Annotated in this window: 18 protein-coding genes and 1 CRISPR repeat array; of the genes, 3 read left to right on the top strand and 15 right to left on the bottom strand. The window is 41.3% G+C overall.

Annotated features, from left to right (window positions below; translation table 11 throughout):
* Position 1: 1 nt before the first annotated feature.
* The 6 genes from B5D06_RS05185 to B5D06_RS05215 form a co-directional block, all read right to left on the bottom strand.
* Positions 2-1,303 (bottom strand): replication-associated recombination protein A, encoded by a 1,302-nt coding sequence (locus tag B5D06_RS05185; protein WP_078736952.1) that lies wholly within the window; start codon positions 1,301-1,303, stop codon positions 2-4.
* Between the two features lie 468 nt (positions 1,304-1,771).
* Positions 1,772-2,719, bottom strand: coding sequence for a quinolinate synthase NadA (gene nadA, locus B5D06_RS05195; protein ID WP_078736954.1), 948 nt, complete (start codon positions 2,717-2,719; stop codon positions 1,772-1,774).
* 35 nt (positions 2,720-2,754) lie between these two features.
* A complete protein-coding gene (gene nadC, locus B5D06_RS05200; RefSeq protein ID WP_234989558.1) occupies positions 2,755-3,612 on the bottom strand; it encodes a carboxylating nicotinate-nucleotide diphosphorylase in 858 nt (285 codons plus the stop codon).
* The gene (gene nadB / locus B5D06_RS05205; RefSeq protein WP_078736955.1) at positions 3,609-5,204 is read right to left on the bottom strand and encodes an L-aspartate oxidase; all 1,596 of its coding nucleotides are present in this window, start codon (positions 5,202-5,204) and stop codon (positions 3,609-3,611) included. The genes nadC and nadB overlap by 4 nt, the downstream gene beginning before the upstream one ends.
* Positions 5,205-5,496: 292 nt before the next feature.
* Positions 5,497-5,907: a DUF2023 family protein gene (locus B5D06_RS05210; protein WP_078736956.1), complete on the bottom strand. Its 411-nt coding sequence runs from the start codon at positions 5,905-5,907 to the stop codon at positions 5,497-5,499.
* Between the two features lie 29 nt (positions 5,908-5,936).
* Positions 5,937-6,440: a flavodoxin gene (locus tag B5D06_RS05215; RefSeq protein ID WP_078736957.1), complete on the bottom strand. Its 504-nt coding sequence runs from the start codon at positions 6,438-6,440 to the stop codon at positions 5,937-5,939.
* A gap of 208 nt (positions 6,441-6,648) precedes the next feature.
* On the opposite strand from B5D06_RS05215, the gene B5D06_RS05220 reads away from it, so the two are divergent.
* The 3 genes from B5D06_RS05220 to recO all read left to right on the top strand — a co-directional run bounded on the left by B5D06_RS05220 (position 6,649) and on the right by recO (position 9,649).
* A complete protein-coding gene (locus B5D06_RS05220) occupies positions 6,649-7,416 on the top strand; it encodes a UDP-2,3-diacylglucosamine diphosphatase (RefSeq protein WP_078736958.1) in 768 nt (255 codons plus the stop codon).
* A 37-nt stretch (positions 7,417-7,453) separates the two neighbouring features.
* Entirely contained in the window at positions 7,454-8,830 is a 1,377-nt protein-coding gene (locus tag B5D06_RS05225; protein ID WP_078736959.1) for a hypothetical protein, read from the top strand.
* A gap of 90 nt (positions 8,831-8,920) precedes the next feature.
* Positions 8,921-9,649, top strand: a complete 729-nt coding sequence (recO, locus tag B5D06_RS05230; protein WP_078736960.1) for a DNA repair protein RecO — start codon at positions 8,921-8,923, stop codon at positions 9,647-9,649.
* Between the two features lie 294 nt (positions 9,650-9,943).
* Positions 9,944-11,666: a CRISPR direct-repeat array (repeat unit 30 nt; unit sequence GTACTAATCGCACTATAATAGAATTGAAAC).
* Between the two features lie 57 nt (positions 11,667-11,723).
* Here recO and B5D06_RS05235 read toward each other — a convergent pair.
* From B5D06_RS05235 to B5D06_RS05270, 9 genes are all read right to left on the bottom strand, one after another.
* Complete coding sequence (locus B5D06_RS05235) at positions 11,724-12,893, bottom strand: phosphatase PAP2 family protein (protein ID WP_159442693.1); 1,170 nt, start codon at positions 12,891-12,893, stop codon at positions 11,724-11,726.
* Positions 12,894-12,910: 17 nt separating this feature from the next.
* A complete protein-coding gene (locus B5D06_RS05240) occupies positions 12,911-13,453 on the bottom strand; it encodes a GNAT family N-acetyltransferase (RefSeq protein ID WP_078736962.1) in 543 nt (180 codons plus the stop codon).
* 14 nt (positions 13,454-13,467) lie between these two features.
* Positions 13,468-14,724, bottom strand: coding sequence for a phosphoglycerate kinase (locus B5D06_RS05245; RefSeq protein ID WP_078736963.1), 1,257 nt, complete (start codon positions 14,722-14,724; stop codon positions 13,468-13,470).
* Between the two features lie 48 nt (positions 14,725-14,772).
* Positions 14,773-16,899, bottom strand: a complete 2,127-nt coding sequence (locus tag B5D06_RS05250; protein ID WP_078736964.1) for a tetratricopeptide repeat protein — start codon at positions 16,897-16,899, stop codon at positions 14,773-14,775.
* A 36-nt stretch (positions 16,900-16,935) separates the two neighbouring features.
* Positions 16,936-18,033: a TIGR04133 family radical SAM/SPASM protein gene (locus tag B5D06_RS05255; protein WP_143742618.1), complete on the bottom strand. Its 1,098-nt coding sequence runs from the start codon at positions 18,031-18,033 to the stop codon at positions 16,936-16,938.
* Between the two features lie 18 nt (positions 18,034-18,051).
* Positions 18,052-18,507, bottom strand: coding sequence for a radical SAM-associated putative lipoprotein (locus B5D06_RS08870; protein WP_143742619.1), 456 nt, complete (start codon positions 18,505-18,507; stop codon positions 18,052-18,054).
* Between the two features lie 46 nt (positions 18,508-18,553).
* Positions 18,554-18,835 (bottom strand): hypothetical protein, encoded by a 282-nt coding sequence (locus B5D06_RS05260; RefSeq protein ID WP_078736965.1) that lies wholly within the window; start codon positions 18,833-18,835, stop codon positions 18,554-18,556.
* Positions 18,836-19,097: 262 nt separating this feature from the next.
* Positions 19,098-21,269, bottom strand: coding sequence for a choice-of-anchor J domain-containing protein (locus B5D06_RS05265; RefSeq protein WP_078736966.1), 2,172 nt, complete (start codon positions 21,267-21,269; stop codon positions 19,098-19,100).
* A gap of 111 nt (positions 21,270-21,380) precedes the next feature.
* Complete coding sequence (locus B5D06_RS05270) at positions 21,381-24,569, bottom strand: hypothetical protein (protein ID WP_078736967.1); 3,189 nt, start codon at positions 24,567-24,569, stop codon at positions 21,381-21,383.
* Positions 24,570-24,728: the final 159 nt, after the last annotated feature.

Consider the following 24,728-nt stretch of genomic DNA (forward strand, 5'->3'; position numbering starts at 1 on the left):
GCTATTTCACATCTACAGTTTCGCCCTGTATAAAATCAAGATAATCCTTTAGATGACGCTCCGAAGCTCCCGTTGATTGAGGATAATAGAATCTAATATCTCTCGCTTTATCGGGCATATACTCCTGTTGCACATAATGTCGATCGTAGTCGTGAGGATATTTATAATCTTCCCCATATCCCAAACTTTCCATAAGCTCGGTAGGAGCATTACGGAGGTGCATAGGAACAGGCAGATTACCCGTTTCTCGCACATATTTGAGAGTACTATTGATAGCCATGTAGGCAGAATTACTTTTGGGAGAAGCAGCCAAGTAAATAACAGCTTCGGCCAACGGTATACGCCCCTCAGGCCACCCGATAAAATCAACCGCCTGTGCAGCAGCATTGGCTATAACTAAGGCGTTCGGATTGGCTAACCCAATATCTTCGGCAGCAGAAATCACAATACGCCTTGCTATAAAGCGAGGATTCTCTCCCCCCTCTATCAATCTTCCCATCCAATAGAGTGCTGCATCGGGATTACTCCCTCTAATACTTTTGATAAATGCGGAGGCTATATCGTAGTGCAATTCGCCCCCTTTATCAAAAGCCATAGGCTGACGAGCGACCGTAGCCTCTACCAACTGATTGTCTACGATTAAAGGCGTTTGTGGCGAAGAGCTTACAAGCATCTCCAACAGATTGAGCAATTTGCGAGCGTCTCCGCCAGAGTAGGCAATAAGACGCGCATCTTCCCTTAGCTCTATTCTTCGTGCTTTGAGAAGTGTATCTGTTGTAATGGCTCTCTGTAAAAGACACCTAAGCTCCTCTTCTCCCAAAGGATTAAGAACAAAGACCTGACAACGTGATAAAAGGGGACGTATAATTTCAAAAGAGGGATTCTCGGTTGTAGCTCCGATAAGGGTTACTAAACCACGCTCCACGGCAGCCAAAAGAGAGTCTTGCTGGCTTTTTGAAAAACGATGGATTTCATCTATGAAAAGTAAGGGTCTACTCTTAGTAGCAAAGAGCCCAGAGGTTACTTGGGCAGCTTCTTCCAAAACCTTACGTACCTCGGCAACTCCCGACCCCACGGCACTAAGTTTGTAGAAAGGAGCTTCGACCGAGAGAGCCAGAAGTTCGGCCAAAGTAGTCTTTCCCACTCCTGGAGGTCCCCAGAGAATAAGAGAGGGTATTGTTCCCGAGCGAATCATACGCCCCAAAGAAGAATCTGCATCGGTCAAATGTTGCTGCCCCACATACTCCTCTAAAGACTTCGGACGCATCCGCTCTGCTAAAGGTTTGTACTCTACCCTTTCCATTGAAAAACAAGTTATTTCTTACCTTTCGCAAAGGTAATTATAACTCTTCACACATTAAAAGCAGGAGGGGAAGTTATACTGTAAGTATGGGAAAACAGTTCGATTACTATCTTTTGCATCAATGGTAAAGTTATCCTACACGTATGGAAAAACTCTTTTAGTCTCATGAAGAAATTCATAAAGACTCGTGCAAATCTATATATTCAATCTCAAAATACATATATTCAAGCTAAATATACATATATGCAATCTGAATATATATATACTAAGATTGAATATAGAAAAAAGAATAGATGTTCAGCAATTTTAGATCGTTTCCATCCATTTTTTAGAGTGTTAGAAGAACTTTTTCGGGAGCTGAATAATAATCGCGCTTTGGACAAATCCACAAAAAACCCCTATACCGTTGGTATAGAGGTTTCTCAGTGTAAAAGGAGTAATCCCAAACTAAAGCATACAGACAAGGTATTAGTGAATGGATAACATCCTTTGAATGGGTAATAAAGCCTTAGAACGTATCTCCTCGGGAACCGTAACCTCGTAGCGCATATATTTCAAAGCATCTCGAAGATCTTCGAGCGTGGTCAGCTTCATGTATTCACAGCGATGCTCGGGAGCTATCGGGATAAAAGTTCTATCGGGATAGCGGCGAGCCAACTCAACAATGGCCTCCGCTTCTGTAGCTATGACAAACTCCTTTTTGTCCGTTTTCTGTGGATGCTCCAAGATACCCGATGTGGAGCCTACAAAGCAACGCGGATGAGATAGAATTGCTTCGTCATTGCAGGCTACAGACTCGGGGTGTATAAGCACATCAGCCTCGGGATATTCATCAAGAAAAGCCTGTATAAGTTCACTTGTTATATGACGATGCACATAGCAATCGCCCTGCCAAAGTTCCATAGTACGCCCCGTTTTCTGCATAATATAAGCCCCTAAATTACGATCAGGTCCAAAAAGTATAGGGCAATCTTTGGGTAAAGACTCTATTACCTTGAGGGCATTAGATGAGGTTACACAATAGTCGGTTTCTGCTTTTACCTCGGCAGAAGTATTAACATAGCTCACAATCAAGCCATTGGGGTGATACTTCTTCCATGTAGCTAATCCCGCAGCAGTGGCACTCTCTGCCAAGGTACACCCTGCGTTTTGAGCGGGGATTAAAACCCTTTTCTGGGGAGATATAATAGAAGCTGTCTCTGCCATAAAATGTACACCGCAGAAGACAATAATATCGGCATCTGTGGTTCCCGCTTTTTGAGACAAAGCCAGTGAATCTCCCAAAAAATCGGCAGCCGCCTGCACTTCGGGGCGCGCATAGTAATGCGCCAAAACAATAGCGTTATGCTGCTTTTTCAGGGCATTTATCTCTTCGTACAAAGCTGAGAAATCCTCTTTCGTCGTTGTCGGTATCATTTTCTCTCTTTATCCTTATTGATGGGTTCTCTTTCTTATTTTACAAAATTCATACTTAAATCCAACGCCTTTACGGAGTGGGTTAAAGCTCCTACACTTATGTAATTGACTCCAAGAGCCGCAACAGAAGGTATGCGCTCTATAGTCATATTACCAGATGCTTCCACCGCAGCACGGTCATCAATCATAGTTATGGCTTGTGCCATAAGGTCGTTAGACATATTATCCAGCATAATGATGTCGGCTCCTGCTCGCAAAGCCTCTTCCACCTCTTGCAGGGTTGTTGTTTCCACCTCTACCTTAATAGACAAGGGGAGAGCTTGGCGTACCATCTTTACCGCTTCAGTTATACTTCCTACGGCCTTTATATGATTATCCTTGAGCATAACCATATCGTACAATCCCATGCGATGGTTATGCCCTCCGCCATGACGTACAGCCATTTTATCTAACAGACGAAGTCCTGGCACGGTTTTACGTGTATCCAAAATATGTGTCTTTGTGCCCTCGGTAGCCAATACATATTTACGTGTTTCGGTGGCAATCCCCGACATTCTTTGCATGAAGTTTAGTAAGGTTCGCTCGCAGGAAAGCAAGGTAGTATAAGGAGCCGTTATAGCAAGTACTTTGTCCCCTTTATCAAGGAGGTCTCCATCTTTAGCAAACGTTTCCATGGAGTAATCCCCCATTTTATCTAAAATCATACGAGCTATTGCAATACCTGAAACAACACCAACTTCTTTCGCTGTGATAAGTGCCGTAGCTGTTTCTTGGGCAGGAAATATTGACTGAGTCGAGATATCTCCGTGAGCAATATCCTCTTCAAAAGCAAGGTCTATAAGATGGGCTATTTGAGCCATCTCCGCAGGACGGGAGAAAAGCAAATCTTTCATCGACTGATATATATTTTTTTGATTAAATCTTTTGACATTATTGTATGATAAGCCTCTTCTGGAGGCAATGTGTCTGGATAGTCAGAACGGAAGTGCCCCCCTCTACTCTCTTCCCTTACCTGAGCCGACATAACTATTCTTCGTGCCAAAAAGAGACGAGAGCGGTGTATATAGGCCTGTAGAGAATCTCTTCGTTCAGAGGCATCTATCTGAGTGAATAATAGGTCTATCTTATCCAAAGCTCTTTGTAAAGAAGTTTGAGAACGAATGATGCCCACCTCTTGCATGAGAACTTCTCCCAGCATATCCATAATACGAACTCCCTCTACACGCTCCCAATCATGCTCTTCGTCCTTACTGTAAAGAGTAACATCAAGCATAGGAGGATCTTCCAAAGAAGGGGGCAACGAAAGCGTGCCTTGGGCTATATAGTCGGCAATGCGTTTACCAAAAACTAAACACTCTATGAGTGAATTAGAAGCCAAACGATTGGCTCCCATAACACCCGTTGATGCAATCTCTCCGACTGCAAATAGATTTTGGATATTTGTTTTCCCGTAGAGGTCGGTTATTATTCCACCTACGGTATAATGGGCTGCAGGTGCAACAGGAATCTCTTGGGTGAAATCAAACCCAATTTCTGCGCACCGACGACTAATCGTAGGGAAGCGATTACGGATATAAGCTGCATCTAAGTGCTTTAGAGATAGAGTAACATGCTTCTCTCCTCCCTGTTGCATTTCATGGAATATCTCGTAAGCGACGGTATCCCTCGGAGCCAACTCTGCCAGAGGATGTCTATCAAGCATAAAACGCTCTTTGCGAGCATTCAGTAGATAAGCCCCCTCTCCGCGAACAGCTTCACTGATAAGAAAAGAACCATGCTGAGGAGCATAAAGAGCCGTTGGGTGGAACTGAATGAACTCCATATCCCTGAGCTCTGCTCCTATCAATAAAGCCATTGCCAATCCATCCCCTAAAGCAGTAGGAGGATTTGTAGTCGGGTGATAAAGAGCGGCAGCCCCCCCTGTAGCAAGTATTATAGCTTTTGCTCCTAAATACTCTATCCGATGAAAAAACTCATTGTAAACCCAAAGCCCTCGACACGAAGCATTACTTACAGATAGCTTTATGGCTTGGTGATGATCCAATATAGAGATAGAGGGGTTCTGCTTTACCTTAGAAATCATAAAAGAGGAAAGCATACGTCCCGTAGCATCGCCCCCCGCGTGAAGAATACGTTTATGATGATGACCTCCCTCTAATCCCAAGGCAAGATGCCCATCTTGGGTATCGAAGTTCATACCCAAAGAAATAAGTTCCTCGATTCTGCGAGGTGCCTCCTCGGTCAGAATCTTCACAGAGTTCTCAATACACAAACCCCGCCCTGCCACGAGTGTATCTTTTAGATGGTCGGTAGGAGTATCTTGTTCTTCGGTTACAGCAGCCACCCCTCCTTGGGCATAAAAGGAGTTGCTATCTTCGAGAGAAGCTCTGGCAACCAAAGCAACTCTTCCAAGATGAGATAGTTTGTAGGAGGTATAAAGCCCTGCAAGCCCCCCTCCCACGACGATATAATCGAATTGTATCATTAGAAACTTGCAGATTCATTAACGCTCGCAAAGGTACATCTTATTTTGAGATGCACTACCACTATCATAGTGTCTCTTCCTGATATTTACTTTTAACTATAAAAAAAGAATTCCATTGAAGAAGATATGCAGGTTAGGCTCTTTTTACGACCTCTCTCTTCAGGACAAAAAGCAACGGCAACTCTCTTCTGAGTCTTTCGTAGAAATAGCAAAAACACTCCACCCCTATAAGTGATGAAGTGTTTCTGAAATATTCAAACGATCTAATAGCTGCTACGAACAACTATAGTTACTATAGATCAACTACAATAGCTTGTCTCTTCTCGAGGTTCTGTACAGAAAGTTCTACTCTCTGACAGTATCGCTCACACTGCCTGCACAAATCATAACCCAACAAAGCTCCCAAAATAAAATCTTCTTCGGGTGACAGATTATTCAGCGGACGCTCCTTAAGAAACTTCTTCAAGGTGCGAAGGCACTCCTCCTTACCAAAAAAGATATTTATGCTTGTCCTTTCGGGAACAGGTTGCAAAAAATAATCTATTCCTCTACTGGTCAATTTGCGTGTTGCAAAAGAGACATACTCTTCAGCAAGAGTGTAAAGAACTAAATGACGCACTCCTTTCTCGAACTCATAGATAAGATGCGAGAAGACTTTTATATCTGCATCTTGTGCAAGGTGGTGTAACGACAATGATTCCATAACTCTATCCGAAGAGATAAATGTTTCTATTAGAGGTTAGGCTGAAGAGCAGCTACCCAAGTATCGATACGATCAGATGTTTTGTCAGACTCGTTGATTTCGTCAATCAAGAGACCGATGAGTTTACCTCCCTGCTCACAGCGAGTAGCATCATATCCGTAATCTGTTGGAGCATACTCACCGATAAAAGAGCAACCAGTACCCTCTAACTCTTCCTTAATTGTAGCCAAAGCATCGCAGAAAGTATCGCTATAAGCAGAAGAATCTCCGCAACCGAAGAGAGCTACGCTCTTGCCAGCAAGGTTCTGACCTTTAGCCTTAGGTAAAAATCCTTCCCAATCATCTTGAAGATCGCCCATACCCCAAGTAGAGCCACCCAATACCAATACGTCATAGTTAGCCATAGACGCAGCGTCTGCGCTTGCTACATCAAAGATATCAGCGTCTGCTACATTGAGGCGTTTTGCAATAGTTTTTGCTACATCTGCGGTTGTCCCTGTAGACGAACCGAAGTAAATTCCGATTTTTTTCATTGTGGTTTATTTGTTTCTGAACTTGAAATTCCAATCGCAAAGGTAGAGTAGCCCCCCAAAAAGCACAATCACCATTTTTAGGGTATTACCACACCATGAATACCTCATAATAGTGAATCAAGTGTCTCTGGGACTATGTATTCGCTGAATAAAACCTTACCTTTGCCCCATTAAAACGAAAATCAAAACGAGAAGCCCCGAATTGAGTATGATCTATTTTACCAGTGATGCCCATTTAGGGTCTCCCTACCACAACGACCCCCGCGCTACAGAAATGCGTTTGGTAGCATGGTTAAATCGTATTGCTCACGATGCGGAGGCCATTTATTTCCTGGGAGATATGTTTGACTTTTGGTACGAATACCGCTATGTGGTACCTAAAGGTTTTGTGCGCTTTCAGGGTAAGATTGCCGAGTTGGTAGACAAAGGTGTGGAGATACACTTTCTGACAGGCAATCATGATGTATGGATGAAAGACTACTTTCAAAAGGAATTGGGAGTGCAAATCCATTACCAAGCCATCGAGGTTACGCTAAAGGAGAAACGCTTCCGTTTAGCACACGGAGATGAAGAGTATCGTTACCAAAAAAGAATCAACGACCTTATATATCGTCTCTTTCGTAATCGTATTGCACAGTTTTTATTCTCTGCCATTCATCCTCGATGGACTGTGGGCTTTGCCCTTGGATGTTCTCTACAAAGCCGTCGCCACGGACAAAAAGAAAAAGAGGTGGCACATACCACTTATAACCCCTACTTTTCATTGGAGGAAGAATGGCTTGTAAAGTGGGTTAAGCGAAAAGCTCCATTGCATCCTGAAATAGATTTTTTCCTTTTCGGACATCGCCACCTCCCATTTGACTACCTACTCCCCTCAGGGCAGAGGTTATTGGTCATGGGGGACTGGTACAAAACAGGCGAATATATTACATGGGATGGGAATGAACTTCTATTAGAAGAAGCCAATCCCATATAAATCAAACTATATTTTTTAATCCTTTAATCACAAAAACATGAAACAAATCATCTCTCAGATAGTGCTTCCAGCTATCTTAATTTGCGTAGGACTTATTACTTCTTGTGGTCCTAAAAAGAAGGAACCTCGCACCCTTCAGTTATCTGAATCCTCTCTAACCCTATCAATCGGAGAGAGTAAGACACTAGTGCTAACTGGCCATGGTAAAGAGGATAAAATCTTTTGGTCGGTCGATAAACCAACAATAGCTACAGTAGAAAATGGGAAAGTGACTGCCAAATCAATTGGAGAAGCCATCGTTACAGTACGAGTAGACTGTCCTTGTGGAAAAACAAAGCAATTAAACTGCCAAGTTATTGTACAGAAAGGGAATACCCCCTATATCCAATTTGAAGATGCTAACCTAAAACGTCTCATTTTAGAGCGATACAGCAGTATAGACAAAGATAAAAATGGAGAGATAACACCTCAAGAAGCTGAAGAAGTAAAATCTCTGTTATTTGAGTTTAATACTAAAGAAGAGATTGCAGAAAAAGATAAAATCAAAAGTCTCAGAGGGCTTGAGCATTTTGTCAACCTTGACTCATTAGGACTTAAAAACCAATTCGTAACGGACGCTTCGCCCATTTTCAAATTAAAGCATTTAACCTATCTGCACTTAGGGAACAATGATGTCGCAGCACTTGACATCTCTTCGATGAAAAAGTTAGTAGACCTCCGCGCCTATGGGAACATTCGTCTACAAAAGTTAGACCTTTCGCACAACGGGGAGCTAAGAGAACTCTATCTACAAAATGTATCTGTAGCTCGACTCGATTTAACTCCTCTAAAAAAACTAACCAAAGCACTCCTCAACAAAGGAGCGTTGGAACGAGTAGAATTCTCGAACTTACCTCTTTTAGAACGTATAGATATGGTAGAGAACCGACTCACAGAGGTAACCGCAAAAAATCTTCCACAATTAAAAGAGCTACATGCCAACAGCAATGGGATCAATAAAGTAGAGTTGAAAAACTTACCCCGATTGGAACGCCTTAATCTGTATAGTAATGAATTGTGCCAAATAGATCTTTCGGAACTCTCCAAAATAAAGTTCCTTTTCCTTTTCAACAATCCGTTGGAGTCATTGGATCTATCGCAACAGAAAGAACTCTTCCAACTATTTGTTAGCAACACGCTCTTAGAAATATTGGATTTAGGGAAAAGCTCTGCCATCGCATCTATTGAAGCTATCAATATGTCTAAGCTAAAGAGTATCAACCTGCGCAACAAAGGCTATAATGAAGAGGCAGAGTACTTTATTGCAGAGAATAATAATGCTCTTGAAAAAGTCTTGGTAGACACTGGAGCCGAAGAGGTGCACGTGCGCAAACTGTTTGAGCACAATGCGAAAGTTGCGGTCGAAGCGGAATAGTCTTTAATCCCATAAATTTTAGAGCAGAAGAGACCACACAAAGGTATCTTCTGCTTTTTTATTCGTACAGATGCTTAACTTTGCTTCATTATGTTACTATCCACTCGTGCCATAGTCCTCTCAAAACATCCCTACAGTGACAACTTTTGTATCGCCCACTTATTTACAGAAAGTATGGGAATGATGGGCTACCGTATTCCACTTGGGTCTGGGAATAAAAAAGGTAAAGCGCAAAACTTACGGCGACTAATAGCACCTTTGAGCGAACTGCAGATTATTGCAGAGCATAGAGAAGGTAGAGCTTTACAAGAAATCAAAGAAGCAGAACACGCTAGAATACGTTTAAATCTACTCAGCCATCCCGTCAAACTTTCCATCGCTCATTTTCTATCGGAAGTACTTACACATATCTTAAGAGATATTCCTGGAGAGGAGGAGTTATTTGCCTATATTACCCACTCTTTAGATGTATTAGAGGAATGCCATTTGGGTACTGCCAACTTCCATCTAACTTTTTTATATCATTTACTAGACTTCGTCGGCATTGCCCCCTCGCAATATCACTCTCATTTTCCTCGAGGATGGTTTGATCTTGCCGAAGCTCGCTTTGTGGAGCGTGCTCCTTTAAGCCCTTGTATTCCTCCCGAAGAAGTTTATTTTTTGCCGACATTTCAACGGATTACCTATAAAAACATGTCAGTCTTCCACTTCTCTGTAACGGAAAGAAGACGCATCCTAAACTATCTTCTCACCTATTACTCTCTGCATTTTGCCCATGTAGGACAGCTTTCCTCTCCCGAGGTTTTATCTCTCTTATAGTAGAGATGAAACAACACTCTCCTCCGCTAAAAAATTGCTTCTCGGGCTAAAACATCAATTTCTCGAGGCACTTTTTTATACAAGAACTGTATGTAAGTTTGCCAGAAATAATAGAGATTTCTGACATTGTTGGGAAGTCCAATGCTAATTTGCTATTCTCAAATAGGATTTAAAGTTGTCGAATCTCAAGCATTTTCATAGAATTAGATATCGACGATTTTTCACTAAGAGAAACAACACTTTTTTCTTTTAAAGCCCTTGTATTTTCGTCTTTTTTTCTTGTAACTTTGCGGGGTACTAATCGCACTATAATAGAATTGAAACTTCTTGTAGTATTTAGCAAGATTTTCGACAATGAGTACTAATCGCACTATAATAGAATTGAAACGGGTTGGGACTTGTGTTAAGAGAAGTAAAAGATACGTACTAATCGCACTATAATAGAATTGAAACCCTTTTGACAATAACTTTACAGAGACTTATATAAGGTACTAATCGCACTATAATAGAATTGAAACTCTCTAAGTGTGTTACATACACATCTTTAGGGTACCGTACTAATCGCACTATAATAGAATTGAAACCGCGAAGCGCGGAGCGAAAAAAATGTTCTGCCTCTGTACTAATCGCACTATAATAGAATTGAAACTAAACTTCAATCATGATTATTTCATGGGGTGTTTTAGTACTAATCGCACTATAATAGAATTGAAACGATATAAGCATGACTATGTATGTTCTTTCTTTCTTAAGTACTAATCGCACTATAATAGAATTGAAACTGTTAATCCTTTCTGCGTGTTTCTTAGCTATATCAGTACTAATCGCACTATAATAGAATTGAAACCTATTGAGGCTATCTCTAAGAAGCTTGTCGATGAGTACTAATCGCACTATAATAGAATTGAAACTTGCAGACCCCCTCTACTGCTATTTATGACGGCATGGTACTAATCGCACTATAATAGAATTGAAACCTCTTGACCTTTCAACCGCTTCAGCTATCTATATGTACTAATCGCACTATAATAGAATTGAAACTAAGCATAGATACAGACTTCTGTATCGCAAGAGTGTACTAATCGCACTATAATAGAATTGAAACTGATTTAGTTGTAATGGTAGGGAAGTTTGTAGGGCGTACTAATCGCACTATAATAGAATTGAAACAAGCGATTGTGTAATTCGAGTACTAAATTCTTGTAGTACTAATCGCACTATAATAGAATTGAAACCGAGTTTGATAAAAGACTTGGAGGGCTCGGGGCGATAGTACTAATCGCACTATAATAGAATTGAAACATTATGTAGCCATGCTCTTTTACTTCGAGGTTAAGTACTAATCGCACTATAATAGAATTGAAACCTAACCCTCGCTCGTTACAGCGAGTTTACAATAAGTACTAATCGCACTATAATAGAATTGAAACATATGCCTTAAAAGGAAGCGCGGCTATACGCTTGGTACTAATCGCACTATAATAGAATTGAAACAAAATCCTCTGACATAAAATTACCGCAACATAAGTGTACTAATCGCACTATAATAGAATTGAAACTCCTTAATAAACATGAGATAAGAAGGTTTGACATACGTACTAATCGCACTATAATAGAATTGAAACTCAAGGCTCGCCTGCTGGTAAGATTGCGAACAATGTACTAATCGCACTATAATAGAATTGAAACTTTTGCAATGTGTCAAAATGGCAATAGCGCGCTTCGTACTAATCGCACTATAATAGAATTGAAACTGTTCCCTCAAACCCCGTAGGAGCAGAAGAGGTAGAGTACTAATCGCACTATAATAGAATTGAAACGACTTTGGGCTGCTGGGTATCCCTTTATTTTTAGGTGGTACTAATCGCACTATAATAGAATTGAAACCCTAAAAGCGCGAGATGGACGGATGTTACCAGGATTGTACTAATCGCACTATAATAGAATTGAAACGGATTGAAGCGGAAGAGCTCTTCCCGCCCCTCTGGTACTAATCGCACTATAATAGAATTGAAACAGTGAGGGAGAATAGATTATAATTCCCCTTTGAGACCAGTAGCTATTAGCAATAGCCCTAAAAAAGGTGTAACTGCAAGGCAAATCCTAGCTCTAACAAAAGATAAAAGGGCGTTTTTGTGTTGAGTATCGCACTGTTGTTGCATAGAGGTTGCACACCCCAAGCCCCGCTTAAGCCCCCAAAAAAGCGCATACTACGATGGGGAAGAAAATAGTAATCGAAAAAAAACCTACTTCCTAACTCTGAAACAAAATCCATTTGCACTTCCCCCCAAGGGCTCAAAAAATTCCAATAGATAGAGAAACCACAAGCCAACCTCTTTAGCATCAAATAGGATCTTACAGTTTCAAGTCCGAAAAACAACGAGGGCTCCCTAACATTAGTTTTATGGGTAAAAAATCCTGCTGTAGCTCCCAACGAACCCAAAGAAGCAGAATCTCTATCGTACAAATAAGAGAAACTCAGAGATGAACGAACAGTACTGACACACCCACTCTGTCGAGAAAAAAGAGTTCCAGAACTTCCTTGATAGGTCAGAGCAAAAGGGGTTAACTCTTGCCAGTTTACAAAAAAAGTGGCCTTATCAAGAGGTCTTTGATAAATAATATCACTTAGCCAATATCCCATCTGTGCAGAGAGTATACCTACACCAGCCCCTGCAAAAACATCGGTAAGCCAATGTCGATTATTAAGAACTCTACTAATTCCCGTAACAACAGCCATCGAATAGGTCACAGCAGAAAGATAAGGATAACGATTTCCGTACTCCAAATCAAAGAGTTCCGCTCCTAAAAAAGCGGTAGCTGTGTGTCCTGAGGGAAAAGAGTTTCGAGCAGAATAATCGGGGCGCAAGCGTCCTACAGAATACTTAATGCCATTTACGAATATAGCAGAAAGAGCTCCTGCAAAGGCATCGGCCGTTAAAAGATGAAGGAGATTATCACTTCGTCCCTGTACCCCTGTTACTCCCATTGAGAGTTGCGCTGCTAAGGGGAGATATTGTAAATAATCATCGTAGTGGTAACGAAAATCAGGTATATGATTTTGGCGCGTGTCATACATTGTCTGATCTGCTGCACGAGCAACGAAGGAGGCCACCCCAAAAGGCAATACCTGTAGAGATATATTAAGATAGGGTTTAGATAGCGAAAGAGTATCTTGTAAAAAAGAGACTTTCTCCTGAGCCCCCATAAATTTGGGAGAGAAGAGGGTAAGACAAGCAATCAAAAAGATCTGTAGAGACCTTAGTTGCGTACGTAAACAGCCTCTTTTATACATGCTACATAATTGGGAATGAGATGTTCCTCTACCGAAGAGGTCCCTAAAAGATACATTGGTACCTCGGGATAGTTTGCCCCATAAGCAGGCTGTACATAGTCCCTCGAGAGAAGCATGAAAGAATTACGAAGATAAAAATTAAGTCTTCGCTCTGTAAGAGTATCCACTGGATGCTCTACCTCCAGAACAAGAGGTTTTCCCCGCTCTCTAACGAAGTCACAAATCTTTTCTAAAAAAATCTGGCCTCTTCCACCTCCTCGGCAGCTTGGGAAAAGGGCAAAATGTTCTCCATAAAAGAAAGAACCTAAGTTCCAAAGAGAAAAAAAACCCAATAAAGTTTTCCCTTGATACAAAAGGAAAAAAGTAAAACGAGACTCCGAGGCAAGCAACTGCTCAAAATCTCCCCAAGCTCTACGCTCTGACGGAGGAAAAGCCTCCTCCATCAGAGAGCGAACTTGCAACAAGACATCTTTCTGTGCAGGATCGTAAGGCAGAAAACAAAACTCCATTACAGAAAAGATTTTTATTGTTCAACGGCGGCAATTCCAGGTAGTATTTTGCCTTCAATAGCTTCCAACAAAGCACCCCCTCCAGTGGAGACATAAGATACTCTCTCTGCCACATTGAAGAGATGAGCACAAGCTACGCTATCGCCTCCCCCCACAAGAGAGTAAGCTCCCTTCTCGGTAGCCTTGGCAATAGACTCTGCCAAAGCCTTAGAACCCTCTCTGAAATTACTCATTTCAAAAACACCAGCTGGCCCATTCCAAAGAATTGTTTTTGCCGACATAATAGCCTCTTCGTAGATTTTAGCCGTTTCAGGACCTACGTCCAATCCCATCCAACCCTCTGGGATCTGATTTACTGGAGAAAATTGGGTCTGAGCATCATTACTGAAAGCATCTGCAATCTTCGAGTCTACAGGAAGGACTAAACAAACGCCTTTCTCCTTTGCTCTCTCTACGACAGAACGAGCCACCTCTAACTTATCATCTTCACAGAGAGAATTACCAATCTTCCCGCCAAAAGCCTTCGCAAAAGTAAAACTCATTCCTCCTGTGATAATAAGAGTATCCACCTTATCCAAAAGATTTTCTATAATATCAATTTTTGAAGAGACCTTAGATCCTCCCATTATAGCTACAAAAGGACGCTGAATGTCGTTAAGCACACGCTCTACAGCCTTTACTTCTTGTTGCATCAAGAAGCCAAACATTTTATGCTCATGATCAAAAAAATCGGCAATCAAAGCAGTGGATGCATGCGCTCTGTGTGCAGTACCAAAGGCATCATTAACGTAGCAGTCGACCATTGAAGCCAAACGTTGTGCAAAAGCCTTTTGACGCTCTTTTGCCTTTTTCTTAGCCTCTTTCTTTTCTTCTTCAGAGATGTTGTCTGCTAAGCCTCTTGGTTTGCCCTCTTCTTCCTCGTAGAAGCGAAGATTTTCCAAAAGCAACACCTCTCCATCTTTTAGAGCATCAATTGCCATTTCCACTTTCTCTCCTACAGAATCTCCCACAAAAGCGACCTTTTTACCCAATAGTTCAGAAAGATGAGGCACTAAGTGGCGCATCGAAAGAGCATCACTCACACCCTTTGGACGTCCTAAATGTGATGCTATAACCAGACGTCCTCCGTCATTAATAACCTTTTGAAGCGTGGGCAAAGCAGCACGCATACGGGTATCGTCCGTTATAACCATCGCTTCATTGAGGGGTACGTTAAAATCTACACGTACAAAAGTTCTCTTGCCAGAGAAATCAAAATCCTGTATATTCATAGCTATAAACTAACTTTTCATCGTAATCACTCAGCAGTTCCTATACCGCTACTCTTTTTGGTTCAAAGCAATTGCTCCATCCAGTAATACAAAAACATCTTCTGCAATCAAATGAGTGTGCAGTAGGGGTAAATCTGTATCCACCTCATCAAACAACTTCTCTTGCGAGGAATAGTGGCGTACCGCTCTTTGGAATAAAGATAGTGCTTCAGAGGGTATTTTCATTGCGCAGGCTACATATCCTGCATTCAAAAAATCGCTGGGTAAGGGATGTTCTCGGGCTACTATTTCTTCATAGTAACGGTGGGCTCTTTCTAAGTCTCCACTCAAGAAAAGGCACCATGCAATGGGCCGTTGTGCCTTAATAGGCTCTGAAGAGGTAAATTCATATTTGTACAAATAAGGTAAAGCCTCTGAGTAGGCTCTGGCCTCTATCAAAAGAGAAGAAATCTCTAACAAAAGCTCTTCTCGATCGGGATAGCACTCTATCAAATCTACATACATACTTATAGCAGTAGCCGATTGTCCCAGATGCCGATAACATTGCGCCCACTTTTTACGAGCCATGAGGGAAACATCCTGAACCAAATCGGCATGTTTAAAAGCTGTTATGGCTTTTTCATATTCACTCTCAAAATAGTAACAATAAGCTATCCTTACAAAGAGAGCACTGTCTGCAATCTGACGTTGCGAAAGAGAGAGAAAAAGAGACAAAGCATCTCTATAGTGCTTCTTCTTATACAAGAAAAGTGCCCCCTCAGACAGCAACATATTAATATTCATGTAGGGGTAGAGTAGCGAAAAATCTGGCGAATAGTGACGTTCAAAAGGATCTACAAACTGTTGCCTATCGGGATACAATTTAGAAAACCTGTAATAGTTTTCTACATATTTCTTCGCAGCGTAAAGAATTAAGCGTTCATAATCCAGTTCTTTTTCCTTAGCATCTTCTATCTGTTCTTTCAGTGCCTCATTAGCCACATCCATAGGCATACCTCCTATTACCATATTATTGCCCATCGGCATCTTATCTATGGTAGTAATAAAGGAGTAGAGATCTGAATGACACAATTTTTGTGTAAAAAGAGGTAGCATGGCCTTCAGAGTCTCATTACGTTCAAGAACTTTTGAGACTCTGCTATGGTGGGTATCGAAAGGTAAAAACCAGGCAGATAAGTCATTAAAGAAATAATCTCCTTTCAAATCTTTGAAGGAAACATGCATCGTGTCTGCCCCTTCCTCTTCAAACATCCCAAAATCGCGCAGTTTTTCCTCAAGAGAAGCAAGCTCGGGGTCTTCACTCTCGCCCAACTCCGACAAATCAATCTCCTCTTTATCTCCCATAACATCTCGCAATTTGGGAGCCACTTTTTTTAAAAGTCCAGGAAGATTGTTTTGAATGATATCTGCCACTCGAGCCGTATCCATAGCATATACATAGCGCATCCAGACAGCGAGAAACGTCTCTCTGAAGTATGGGGTCTGCACTACCCTATCTATCATCGATTGTAACTCCTCTTGATAGAGAGGTAATCGCTCCTTGTAGTGATTGAGAAAAAGAAATATGGCAAAAACCAAACGTACACGATACTCTACACTACAGTCTTCTCTCTCGAGTTCTTGCGATAAAAAAGAAAGTTTCGAGAGATCCCAGTACTGCATCAAAGCAAGTGTCAATGCAGAAGCCGCTGTCAAACGTATGTATTCATCACACTTAGCAAGAAGACCCATTTGTTGATTTGTAATCGTCTCTGAGGTCCAAAGAGACTCAAAAAGCAAATTAACCAGATGGTCAAACGAAGTTCTATTATTCTGTTTTAAAGAGGGCTCCAAAAGCTCTTCCAGTAAGATTTCCAAAGACATTCCACTTTGAGCCTCTCTTACTTTCAAAGTATGATAATACCTATGACTCGAGAAAGATTTCTGCTCCTCTCTGTAAAGCCTCTCCGATATAGTAAGTAACTCTCTCTTCATGTAGAGAACAATTCGCTCCTGCTCTTTATCCTCAATTCCTTGACGCAAATAAGTAAGCATGGAGAGATAGTTATCTTTTAACTGTTCCAAACGAGTCTGCACGGCATATTGAGAGGGACGTACTACGGCCGCTCGAAGTAATTCTATAGCCTGCGCTATGCGCCCCGATATGATGTAGGTATTGATTGACTTTTTATTCATAACACAAACAGTTTATAGACCACTGTAGCTCTTTTTTCAAGAAAAGAGTACTTTCTCTGCTCGCTCTAAGCGTTTGTAATGACATACAAGAAGCTTGCCATCATCATCGTGCAGGTGCATTCCATTACCCTCACAGTACCTCCAAAATTCACATCCTGAGCATTCATTGCGCTTAGCCCAAGATTTATCTCGATAAGGCAAGAACTTTTTTTGCCAAACCTCCCAGAAATCTTCTTCTAAAGCATTGCCTTGCTTGTAGTCAAACCGTATACTGGGACATGAACTTATCGTACCATCGCACAAAATAGATGCAACTTGAAGACCTGCATTACAGATATAATAATCCTCTCGTACCTCTCTCTCGAATCCTCCTAAGAAACCTTCACAGCCATAGGATGCTTTTATCTTTCCCTCCCTATTAGTATCTCGAATAAACTCCATTAAATGATAAAAGTCTTCGTCTGAGAGTTGTAAGTTGGGGTCGAGTGCTGCACGTCCAACGGGGAATATTGTAAAAAGGCGCCACTGCTTAAGCCCTATAGCGATAAGATGATCTCTAAAGTCTGAGAGATAGGAGAAATTCATCGGATTTACGCAGGTTACAACATCCCAATTTACCAGCGATATTTGTGCCATTAAGCGCACTGCACGCTCTGCACGGTGATAACTCTGCGAATGCCCTCGCAAGTAATTATGCGCCTCTTCAAAGCCATCCAAACTGATAGTAAGAGTATGAATCCCATTTCTTAGTAAAGTCTCTATCTGACTTTCATCGAGCAACATCCCATTCGTTACAATTCCCCAAGGGTATTCTCTTTTGTAAAGCTCTCGACCAATATCAGGTAAATCATGGCGTAATAAAGCCTCTCCTCCCGTAAAGATAATCAAGACTTTGTGAGGGTCTACGTGTGGAGTAATAGAGTCTATGATTGAAAGAAACTGTTCCTTAGAGAGTTCTTTAGCATTGGAAGAAACATGACAATCACTACCACAGTGCTTACAAGCCAAGTTACAGCGCAGTGTACACTCCCAAAAGAGTGTACGCAACGGATGCTCTTCGGCAAGCCTCTTGCGTAGTATACGATGACGTTCTAAACCGATGCGCTGCGCAAAGGTTATTTTAGAGCCACTCATAAAAACTCATCCGTTACTCTATTTCTTTTCCTCCAGTCGAATGGTTATTTGCTGCGTTGCTTCTTTACGCCAGCGGCTCTCCTTTTTGATTGTACTATCTTTTACACGTACTGTAACCTCTTTCGTTTCCCAAAGACCGTTCTGTGCCCCATCAACATCAGTTACCCGTACCGTGCGCTCTTGATTGGAAAAGTGTAGCATATCTTCCTCTAACTCTGCCCTTCCACTCGAGTCGGTCTTCTCCCTATCGACTACCTTTTGCGTTGTTGGTTCCAAAAGCTCGACTTGAAGTCCTTCTATAGGCACATTCTCTTCCGAAATGACTGTTGCCTTCACTTCAAACTCTGCTTGTGGAGTACCATACTCTACTCTTCCTGGGATAATGTGTTGACAAGAAGATGTAGTAAACCAAGCAATAATAGAGCTAAAAAGAGTAGCTAAAAAAGTAGAGACTCTGCAATAATTTTTTTTCATTGTGTTCGTGTGTTATATATTGTGTATTGTGTTTTTCAGCGGAAACCTATCGCCCCTCTATTATATCTTTTTCTTCGGGTTGGATTCGTAAAGCGGAGTCTCTCGGCTCTGCCTTACGCTCTTCATACATGGTGTAAGGTGTTCCATACATCAAAATAGGTTTTACAACTTTCTGTCTATCTTCAAAAGGCTCTTTATCCTTTGGCTTTTCAAGTTTCTTTCGAACCCCGCAGGAGACAGTTACAAGAGCAAGAGCAAACGCAAAAAATATTTTCAATCCTATTTTTGCCTTTGTATAAGAAACTGCAAGCAACTCTTTCACCTTCATTTTTATATAATAAATAAAAACTGAGCCTTATTCTACGTCAGCCAAAGGTAGTAATTATTCCCCTAAAGGTCAAATTAACGACAGATAGGAAGCATAAAATTCCGACTACTATCCCTAAATCTATGATAGAGTGGTCATACCTGAAAATCTCTGTACCCGACACACAAGAAATTTGAAAAAACAAAGGAAATCTCTACAAACGCAAAAGGCTATCCGTTTTGGCGGATAGCCTTTTAGTCAAAGCCTAATAAGCAATGGTTGCTTAGAGGACAATCTTACGCACTTCTGTTCTACTAAGTTGATCTTGAACTTTGAGTACGTATACCCCCTTAGCCCCCGTGTAAACGAAACTATTCTTAGCCACAGAAAGACGCTTACCCGTAACATCGTAGAGCTCGAAATAAAGTTCTGCTCCTTGAGCCTCTGCTACAATTGTTTTAGCCTCTGTGCGTACAGAATACAAACCTGTTGGTAAAACCATTTCATTACCTGTATCCTTACCCGTTTCTGACATCTTAAACATACCTAGCATAAGCGAGAATTTGAACTTGGTATCGTCCACAAAAGCAAGACGTATCTTTCTACCTACATACTCGGAGAGGTCTACCGCACGATGCTTTAACTTATAATGCTCTGGTTCCATAGCAGATGCAGGAACCTCTACCATTTGCTCCTCTCCTGCTGTTTCAAAAACCAATTTTGCATTACTAAACTGCTCTGGAGTAGTTGCATCGGCATCGGCTACAAAAACCTTATACCCCTCTAACCATTCATATTCGGAACCTGCTTTCCAAGTGATAAATTTCTTATCTGCCTTAACCTCAAACTCTGGAGTAATCAACCAGTGAGATGCAGCCTCTGGCTCTGCAGACATATTGATGGAACCATCTTCATTAAATGGGCGGCGGAAACGAGACATAGAATTAAAGAAACGGTAAGTTTGCTCGCCTTCAATCTGAAATACTCTATGTCCCCAAGCACGATAAATAGTGTGTCCCAAACTCTTCATTTGAACATTGGGCGTCTGCATATCCATATTGACCATAATAAATTCTCCCGCTCTGTTAGGACGGAAGAAACTCCCCGCCTTCTCTCTGTGTACAGCTGGAGCAAGATTCTTTTCTGCGTAAAGAGGCAAGTCAATTTCTGGATCATAACTATCTATAATCCACTGAAGGACTGGCATACCGTAGTTGAAGTTGTGAACATCTTTTCCAAACTGATGCAAACTTCCTGCATTAAGCTCTCCCAAGAAAGCATCTGAACGCATATGTGCATGAGTTTTACTTTCTCCATGGATAAAAGCTATTTCTGAGTCTCCACTTGTGGGATCCTCTTTGTAGAAATAACGCTCTGCATTATAGAATGTCTTTACCACCTTCTGAGGATAGTTTTTCTGGACAAAAGCAATTACTGGTCCAAAAGTCTTTTTAGTAGCGACATAAGATTGACCATAAGAATAGCAGTTTTCCATAGCAATCTTCTCTGGTAAATTATTAGGGTCTGCGTCTTCTTCCATAGGAGCATAAGGCCAAGCCCCTATCAAACCTCCTGCAACACCAATACGAGAAGTAACATCTGCAGCATTCATACAACTCTTCATTGGAGGATATTCATACTTTATAGCATCAGGCTTACCAGGTACTGTAACTGGGTAAGTAGCTGCAATTCCCCCCACAAAACTTGTAGCCGAGTAAATATCACCAAAATTGGCACACCCCTCTATGCGAGTATCACTGGGGTAAGCGACAATCCCTGCAGCACAACCCGAGATATTAGCATTCCCATAAGAACGAATATTACCATAGTTTGCACACTTCTCTACAAGAGCTTTCTTGCTGCCAGCACCAACTATACCACCAGAAACATAACGAGCGTATACATGTACCTTATTGGCCACCTTACAGTGTGTAACGGTACTACCCTCGTCTTTCATCCATCCTACAATACCTCCTACAAAAGCTGAACCATAAATATGACCGCTGGCGATTACAACATTCTTAATGACTGCTTTACCTCCAATGGCTCCAAAGAGACCAACACGAAAACGCTCTCCCTCGTAAGTCTCATCATCAATCAAAAGTTGATCCTCTGTATTGATATTAAGATTGTAAATCTTATGCATACCTCCATCGTACACACCATTAAAAGCAAATTCTTTCTCCCACTTAGGTACTAAAGTAGAGCCACTACCCCCAATAGGAGTAAAGTTTTCACCAGAGAGAGTAATGTTAGCAGTTTGAGTAAAGTATTTTCCTACAAAACCATTGTTTGCCTTGTCTGCAACCATTTTAGAGAGATTGCGTAAATCTGTCTCATTAGAGATTTGATAAGGAGAGCCTTGAGAGCCATCTCCTCCCGAAAAAAGTTGCTGCCCCCAAGCTAAAACAGGGAGAAGCATACTTACTATTAAGAGTAAAGAATATTTTTTCATGTTTACTGAATAAATTATTGTTTGTAATAATAAGGACTTATGCTAAAATACTCTCACAACTCGCAGTCTTTCTCCACAAGTTGTAAGAGTATCTTTTTCAAGTTTATGTTATTAGCGCACTATAACCTTAGAGGTTACAACTCTACCATCTGTAAGTTCTGCACGTACTACATAGGTACCATCTATCAAGTTATCATTGCGAACAATAGTACCGTCAATAGCAAATACTTGGAGGCGGTTGTAAGCAGAAGTAACTCTTACCGTGCGGTTTTCCACATAAACGATCTCTTGGGTTGCATCAAACTCAGGAGTGCTTATCGCTGTGATTTCCTGCGCAGGGAAAAGAGATTTAGGAGGTTTGATACGATTAGATGCGACATTGATAATTTCGTTCTTTCCAAAACGAGAATCATTTACTTCTACATCATTGGCAGTAGGTAACTCTGTGTAATGGTGCAAGAAAGCAATTACTTGAAGACCGTTTTCTACCAATTCCTTCATTGAAATAGAAGAGCCATCCTCATCCTCAAGAAGAAGTTGATTGTCGACAAGGGTTCCGCCCATTTCTACTCCTACTAAATCTATTGTCTTACTAATAGTAAACTTGCCATTTGCATCAAGCTGTACAGGAATTCCTTGAAGACCACCCTCGTCAACATAACGAAGAGCATTATGATGAACATAATTACGATTAACTCCTCCAACATCCATGAAATCTATATCTAGCTGAGATCTACTCTTAACAGCACTCTGAACAAGCATTATAGTAACATAAAGAGGACGATCTACTGGAGCCATATCTGAAACCTCTCCTTCTATCTCTACAGTCAGTTTTTTAGTTGCATCATCATAAGTTTCCTTCAAACCAAGGCGACCATAGGCTGGATTACGATAAACAGCGTGGTTAACAGCCTTACGGAACTCATTTTCCAATAAATGTACAGAGGAAACAGGAGCATTCCCATCTCTTATCGAGAAGTAAGGATTAATAGTTCTATCAAACATTCCCGCAGGTGTATAGGGAGAACGGAGTCTAACATCTCCAGAGTTAGACTGTGCACCATAAAGAGGGAAGAGCTTAGAGCTATAAGAGTGCTTCAAGAAGTCGCCACCTACACTACCATCATGGTGAGTAACAAATACAGTTCTTTGCTTGATATACTTAAACTCTGGCTTATCAAAACGGAACATAAAGTTAGTTTCTCCTCGAGGACAGTTAGGGCAGTTTTCAGAAGTAAAGGTTTCAAACATTATAGTTCTTGGGAACACCTTAGTATGATCAACAATCTTTGTCTTAGCCTCTAACGTAACAGGAGTTTCAAGAATAGCATCGTTAATCTTAGTCAAAGTCAATTTGATATCTACCTCTCCCATCTTGCTTAATTGCTCAAAAGGCTTGATTGAGAACTCAAGAGAAGCTCCTGCAGGGACAGGCTCTGAAAAAACTACCGTATGCTCTTTTACCTCTCCTCCTATCTCTACCTTTAATCCTATTGTTTGGATTGCTTTAACACCATCATTCTTAATAGAAGAGGTAAGCATAAGAGGTTCGTTATCATAGTAAAGTACTTCTGTCTTCAAGTCAGATATTGTACCTCTATTTTGGAACTTAGGGTTTGTTGGGTCGGGCTCAATAACCAGTTGCATAAGCACTGCATTATCGTGTGAGGGGCAACGCCCAAAAGGAATAAACCCGAGGTCGCTGTGTCCCATTCCTTGAGAGTCATAAGCGACCATAAACGCTTCTGGCTTTTTACCCTCTTCACTGGGGACTCTACTGGCAATAAAAGTTTTTCCGTGAGCTGCTGCATCATACAAGAAAGCTCCTGCATAGAACTCTTTTTTCTTTTCTATTGAATAAGGCTCATCAAAGAATATTGTATTCCAACCATCTTTAAATTCTACAGCTTTAGTTTGAATGAATTTGGTTTTGCTTTCTTCTGTATAATCACTATTTTCATCCCAGCTTCTCAATTTTTCAGCGAGGAAAATATTAGGGACTCTCGGATTCCATGGTGCAGTAGCATACTTGTGCCCTGTTTCCTCTTGGTTAGCTGCGGCAACACAGAAGCGAAGACCTACAACCTTTCCGCCGACATACTCGCCGAGAAGTTCTTCAGTAGCTTTTATAGAAGCCCCAACATATGCCTCTTGGCCTTCAGGTACACTACCTGGATAAGCAAAGTTCATATCTGGTTCTTCATAATCGGCATAACCAACATAGAGATACTTATTCTCCTCTGATGGGATATTGTCAAAATAGACAGGTTCCGAATACAAGGAACGAGAGATAAATGTCTTTACATGCTCAAAGACATATTCGCATAGTATACGATATGCCACACGCTCTCCATTTTGTTGAGCAAGTTCTACATTCAAAATCTCAGGATTAAGATCTCCTATTTCGCGAGAGTAGATGGTAGCAAGAGGATTACCTGGGGTAACAACATCTGCTGTAATTGCCTCATTATTGGGGAAAGCTCCTCTCATCACAGAGCGGAAGCCCTTATCCCCTTTCTTCAATTCTTGCTCTATTTTGAAAGCATCAACGAAGTCTACAGAGACACGATTTTTAGGAAGAATAAGCATCGTATGACACCAAGTACCATCTGTAAAATTAAGAGAGAACTCATGTACCTGACCATCTGCGGGTACAGTAATGGTTCTTACGTCCTGAACAGGTGCTGGCGATCTTTCCTCACCATAACCGTATACAGATAGTTGTGCAGCTGTGGAGCCTGAAGCAACTTTTGCTTTAAACTTGAAGGTAAATTTACCTCCATTATTTTGCAAGTCATAAACAGGAGAAGCCACGCGTGCCAAAGTCTCTATAAACTCATCAGGGATATGATCAGGAAGAGAGGCAGCATCAAGACGAATCGCATTAGGCAATGCCTTCAAGTAAGCCCCCCACCAAGCTTTCTGGGAGATGTAATCATCTAACCATGTCATACCGCCACCAGCTAATAAATCTGTTTCTTGGGGAGCCCCCTTAATAACAGCATTAGCTACGGGGTAGACGCCGTCTTGCTTTGCTTCAAATTCATGTGTTACATGCAAACGGTAACTCAAGGTTCGCACATCACCTTCTGGCTCTGGCACATTACGCCAAGAAGCAACAAAGCTGGTAGGTTTGACATCCTTGGGTTTGAAAACGGCAGGCTTGGCCAAAAAGAAGCCGAAAGACTGCTTCTTCTCCTCTGTTTGTTGGGCCAAGGCAAGCGACGTGGTGGCTAATAAGCACACAATGAGGCTTCCCACCATTACCATCCAATTAAACAAAAAGTTCTTTTTAATCATACTCCTTATAACATTAATAAAATAAGAATCTTACAGTAAAATAGACTTGACAAAAACCACAGTTCCTCCATCATAACAAAATAAGGTTTTTACAGGCTACTGGACAAAGGTAAGAAATGTTGCCCAAAGATCAAACTGTACAATGAGAAAACATATTAC

The organism is Porphyromonas circumdentaria (genome assembly GCF_900167105.1).
In the GTDB taxonomy this organism is placed as follows: Bacteria; Bacteroidota; Bacteroidia; order Bacteroidales; family Porphyromonadaceae; genus Porphyromonas; species Porphyromonas circumdentaria.

What these genes read in the sequence shown, in the direction of transcription:
- B5D06_RS05220 (WP_078736958.1), top strand. Translation starts at nt 6,649, where the DNA reads ATGATCTATTTTACCAGTGATGCCCATTTAGGGTCTCCCTACCACAAC.
- recO (WP_078736960.1), top strand. Translation starts at nt 8,921, where the DNA reads ATGTTACTATCCACTCGTGCCATAGTCCTCTCAAAACATCCCTACAGT.
- B5D06_RS05245 (WP_078736963.1), bottom strand. Translation starts at nt 14,724, where the DNA reads ATGAATATACAGGATTTTGATTTCTCTGGCAAGAGAACTTTTGTACGT.
- B5D06_RS05265 (WP_078736966.1), bottom strand. Translation starts at nt 21,269, where the DNA reads ATGAAAAAATATTCTTTACTCTTAATAGTAAGTATGCTTCTCCCTGTT.
- B5D06_RS05225 (WP_078736959.1), top strand. Translation starts at nt 7,454, where the DNA reads ATGAAACAAATCATCTCTCAGATAGTGCTTCCAGCTATCTTAATTTGC.
- nadA (WP_078736954.1), bottom strand. Translation starts at nt 2,719, where the DNA reads ATGATACCGACAACGACGAAAGAGGATTTCTCAGCTTTGTACGAAGAG.
- nadC (WP_234989558.1), bottom strand. Translation starts at nt 3,612, where the DNA reads ATGAAAGATTTGCTTTTCTCCCGTCCTGCGGAGATGGCTCAAATAGCC.
- B5D06_RS05240 (WP_078736962.1), bottom strand. Translation starts at nt 13,453, where the DNA reads ATGGAGTTTTGTTTTCTGCCTTACGATCCTGCACAGAAAGATGTCTTG.
- B5D06_RS05250 (WP_078736964.1), bottom strand. Translation starts at nt 16,899, where the DNA reads ATGAATAAAAAGTCAATCAATACCTACATCATATCGGGGCGCATAGCG.
- nadB (WP_078736955.1), bottom strand. Translation starts at nt 5,204, where the DNA reads ATGATACAATTCGATTATATCGTCGTGGGAGGGGGGCTTGCAGGGCTT.
- B5D06_RS05260 (WP_078736965.1), bottom strand. Translation starts at nt 18,835, where the DNA reads ATGAAGGTGAAAGAGTTGCTTGCAGTTTCTTATACAAAGGCAAAAATA.
- B5D06_RS08870 (WP_143742619.1), bottom strand. Translation starts at nt 18,507, where the DNA reads ATGAAAAAAAATTATTGCAGAGTCTCTACTTTTTTAGCTACTCTTTTT.
- B5D06_RS05210 (WP_078736956.1), bottom strand. Translation starts at nt 5,907, where the DNA reads ATGGAATCATTGTCGTTACACCACCTTGCACAAGATGCAGATATAAAA.
- B5D06_RS05185 (WP_078736952.1), bottom strand. Translation starts at nt 1,303, where the DNA reads ATGGAAAGGGTAGAGTACAAACCTTTAGCAGAGCGGATGCGTCCGAAG.
- B5D06_RS05215 (WP_078736957.1), bottom strand. Translation starts at nt 6,440, where the DNA reads ATGAAAAAAATCGGAATTTACTTCGGTTCGTCTACAGGGACAACCGCA.
- B5D06_RS05270 (WP_078736967.1), bottom strand. Translation starts at nt 24,569, where the DNA reads ATGATTAAAAAGAACTTTTTGTTTAATTGGATGGTAATGGTGGGAAGC.
- B5D06_RS05255 (WP_143742618.1), bottom strand. Translation starts at nt 18,033, where the DNA reads ATGAGTGGCTCTAAAATAACCTTTGCGCAGCGCATCGGTTTAGAACGT.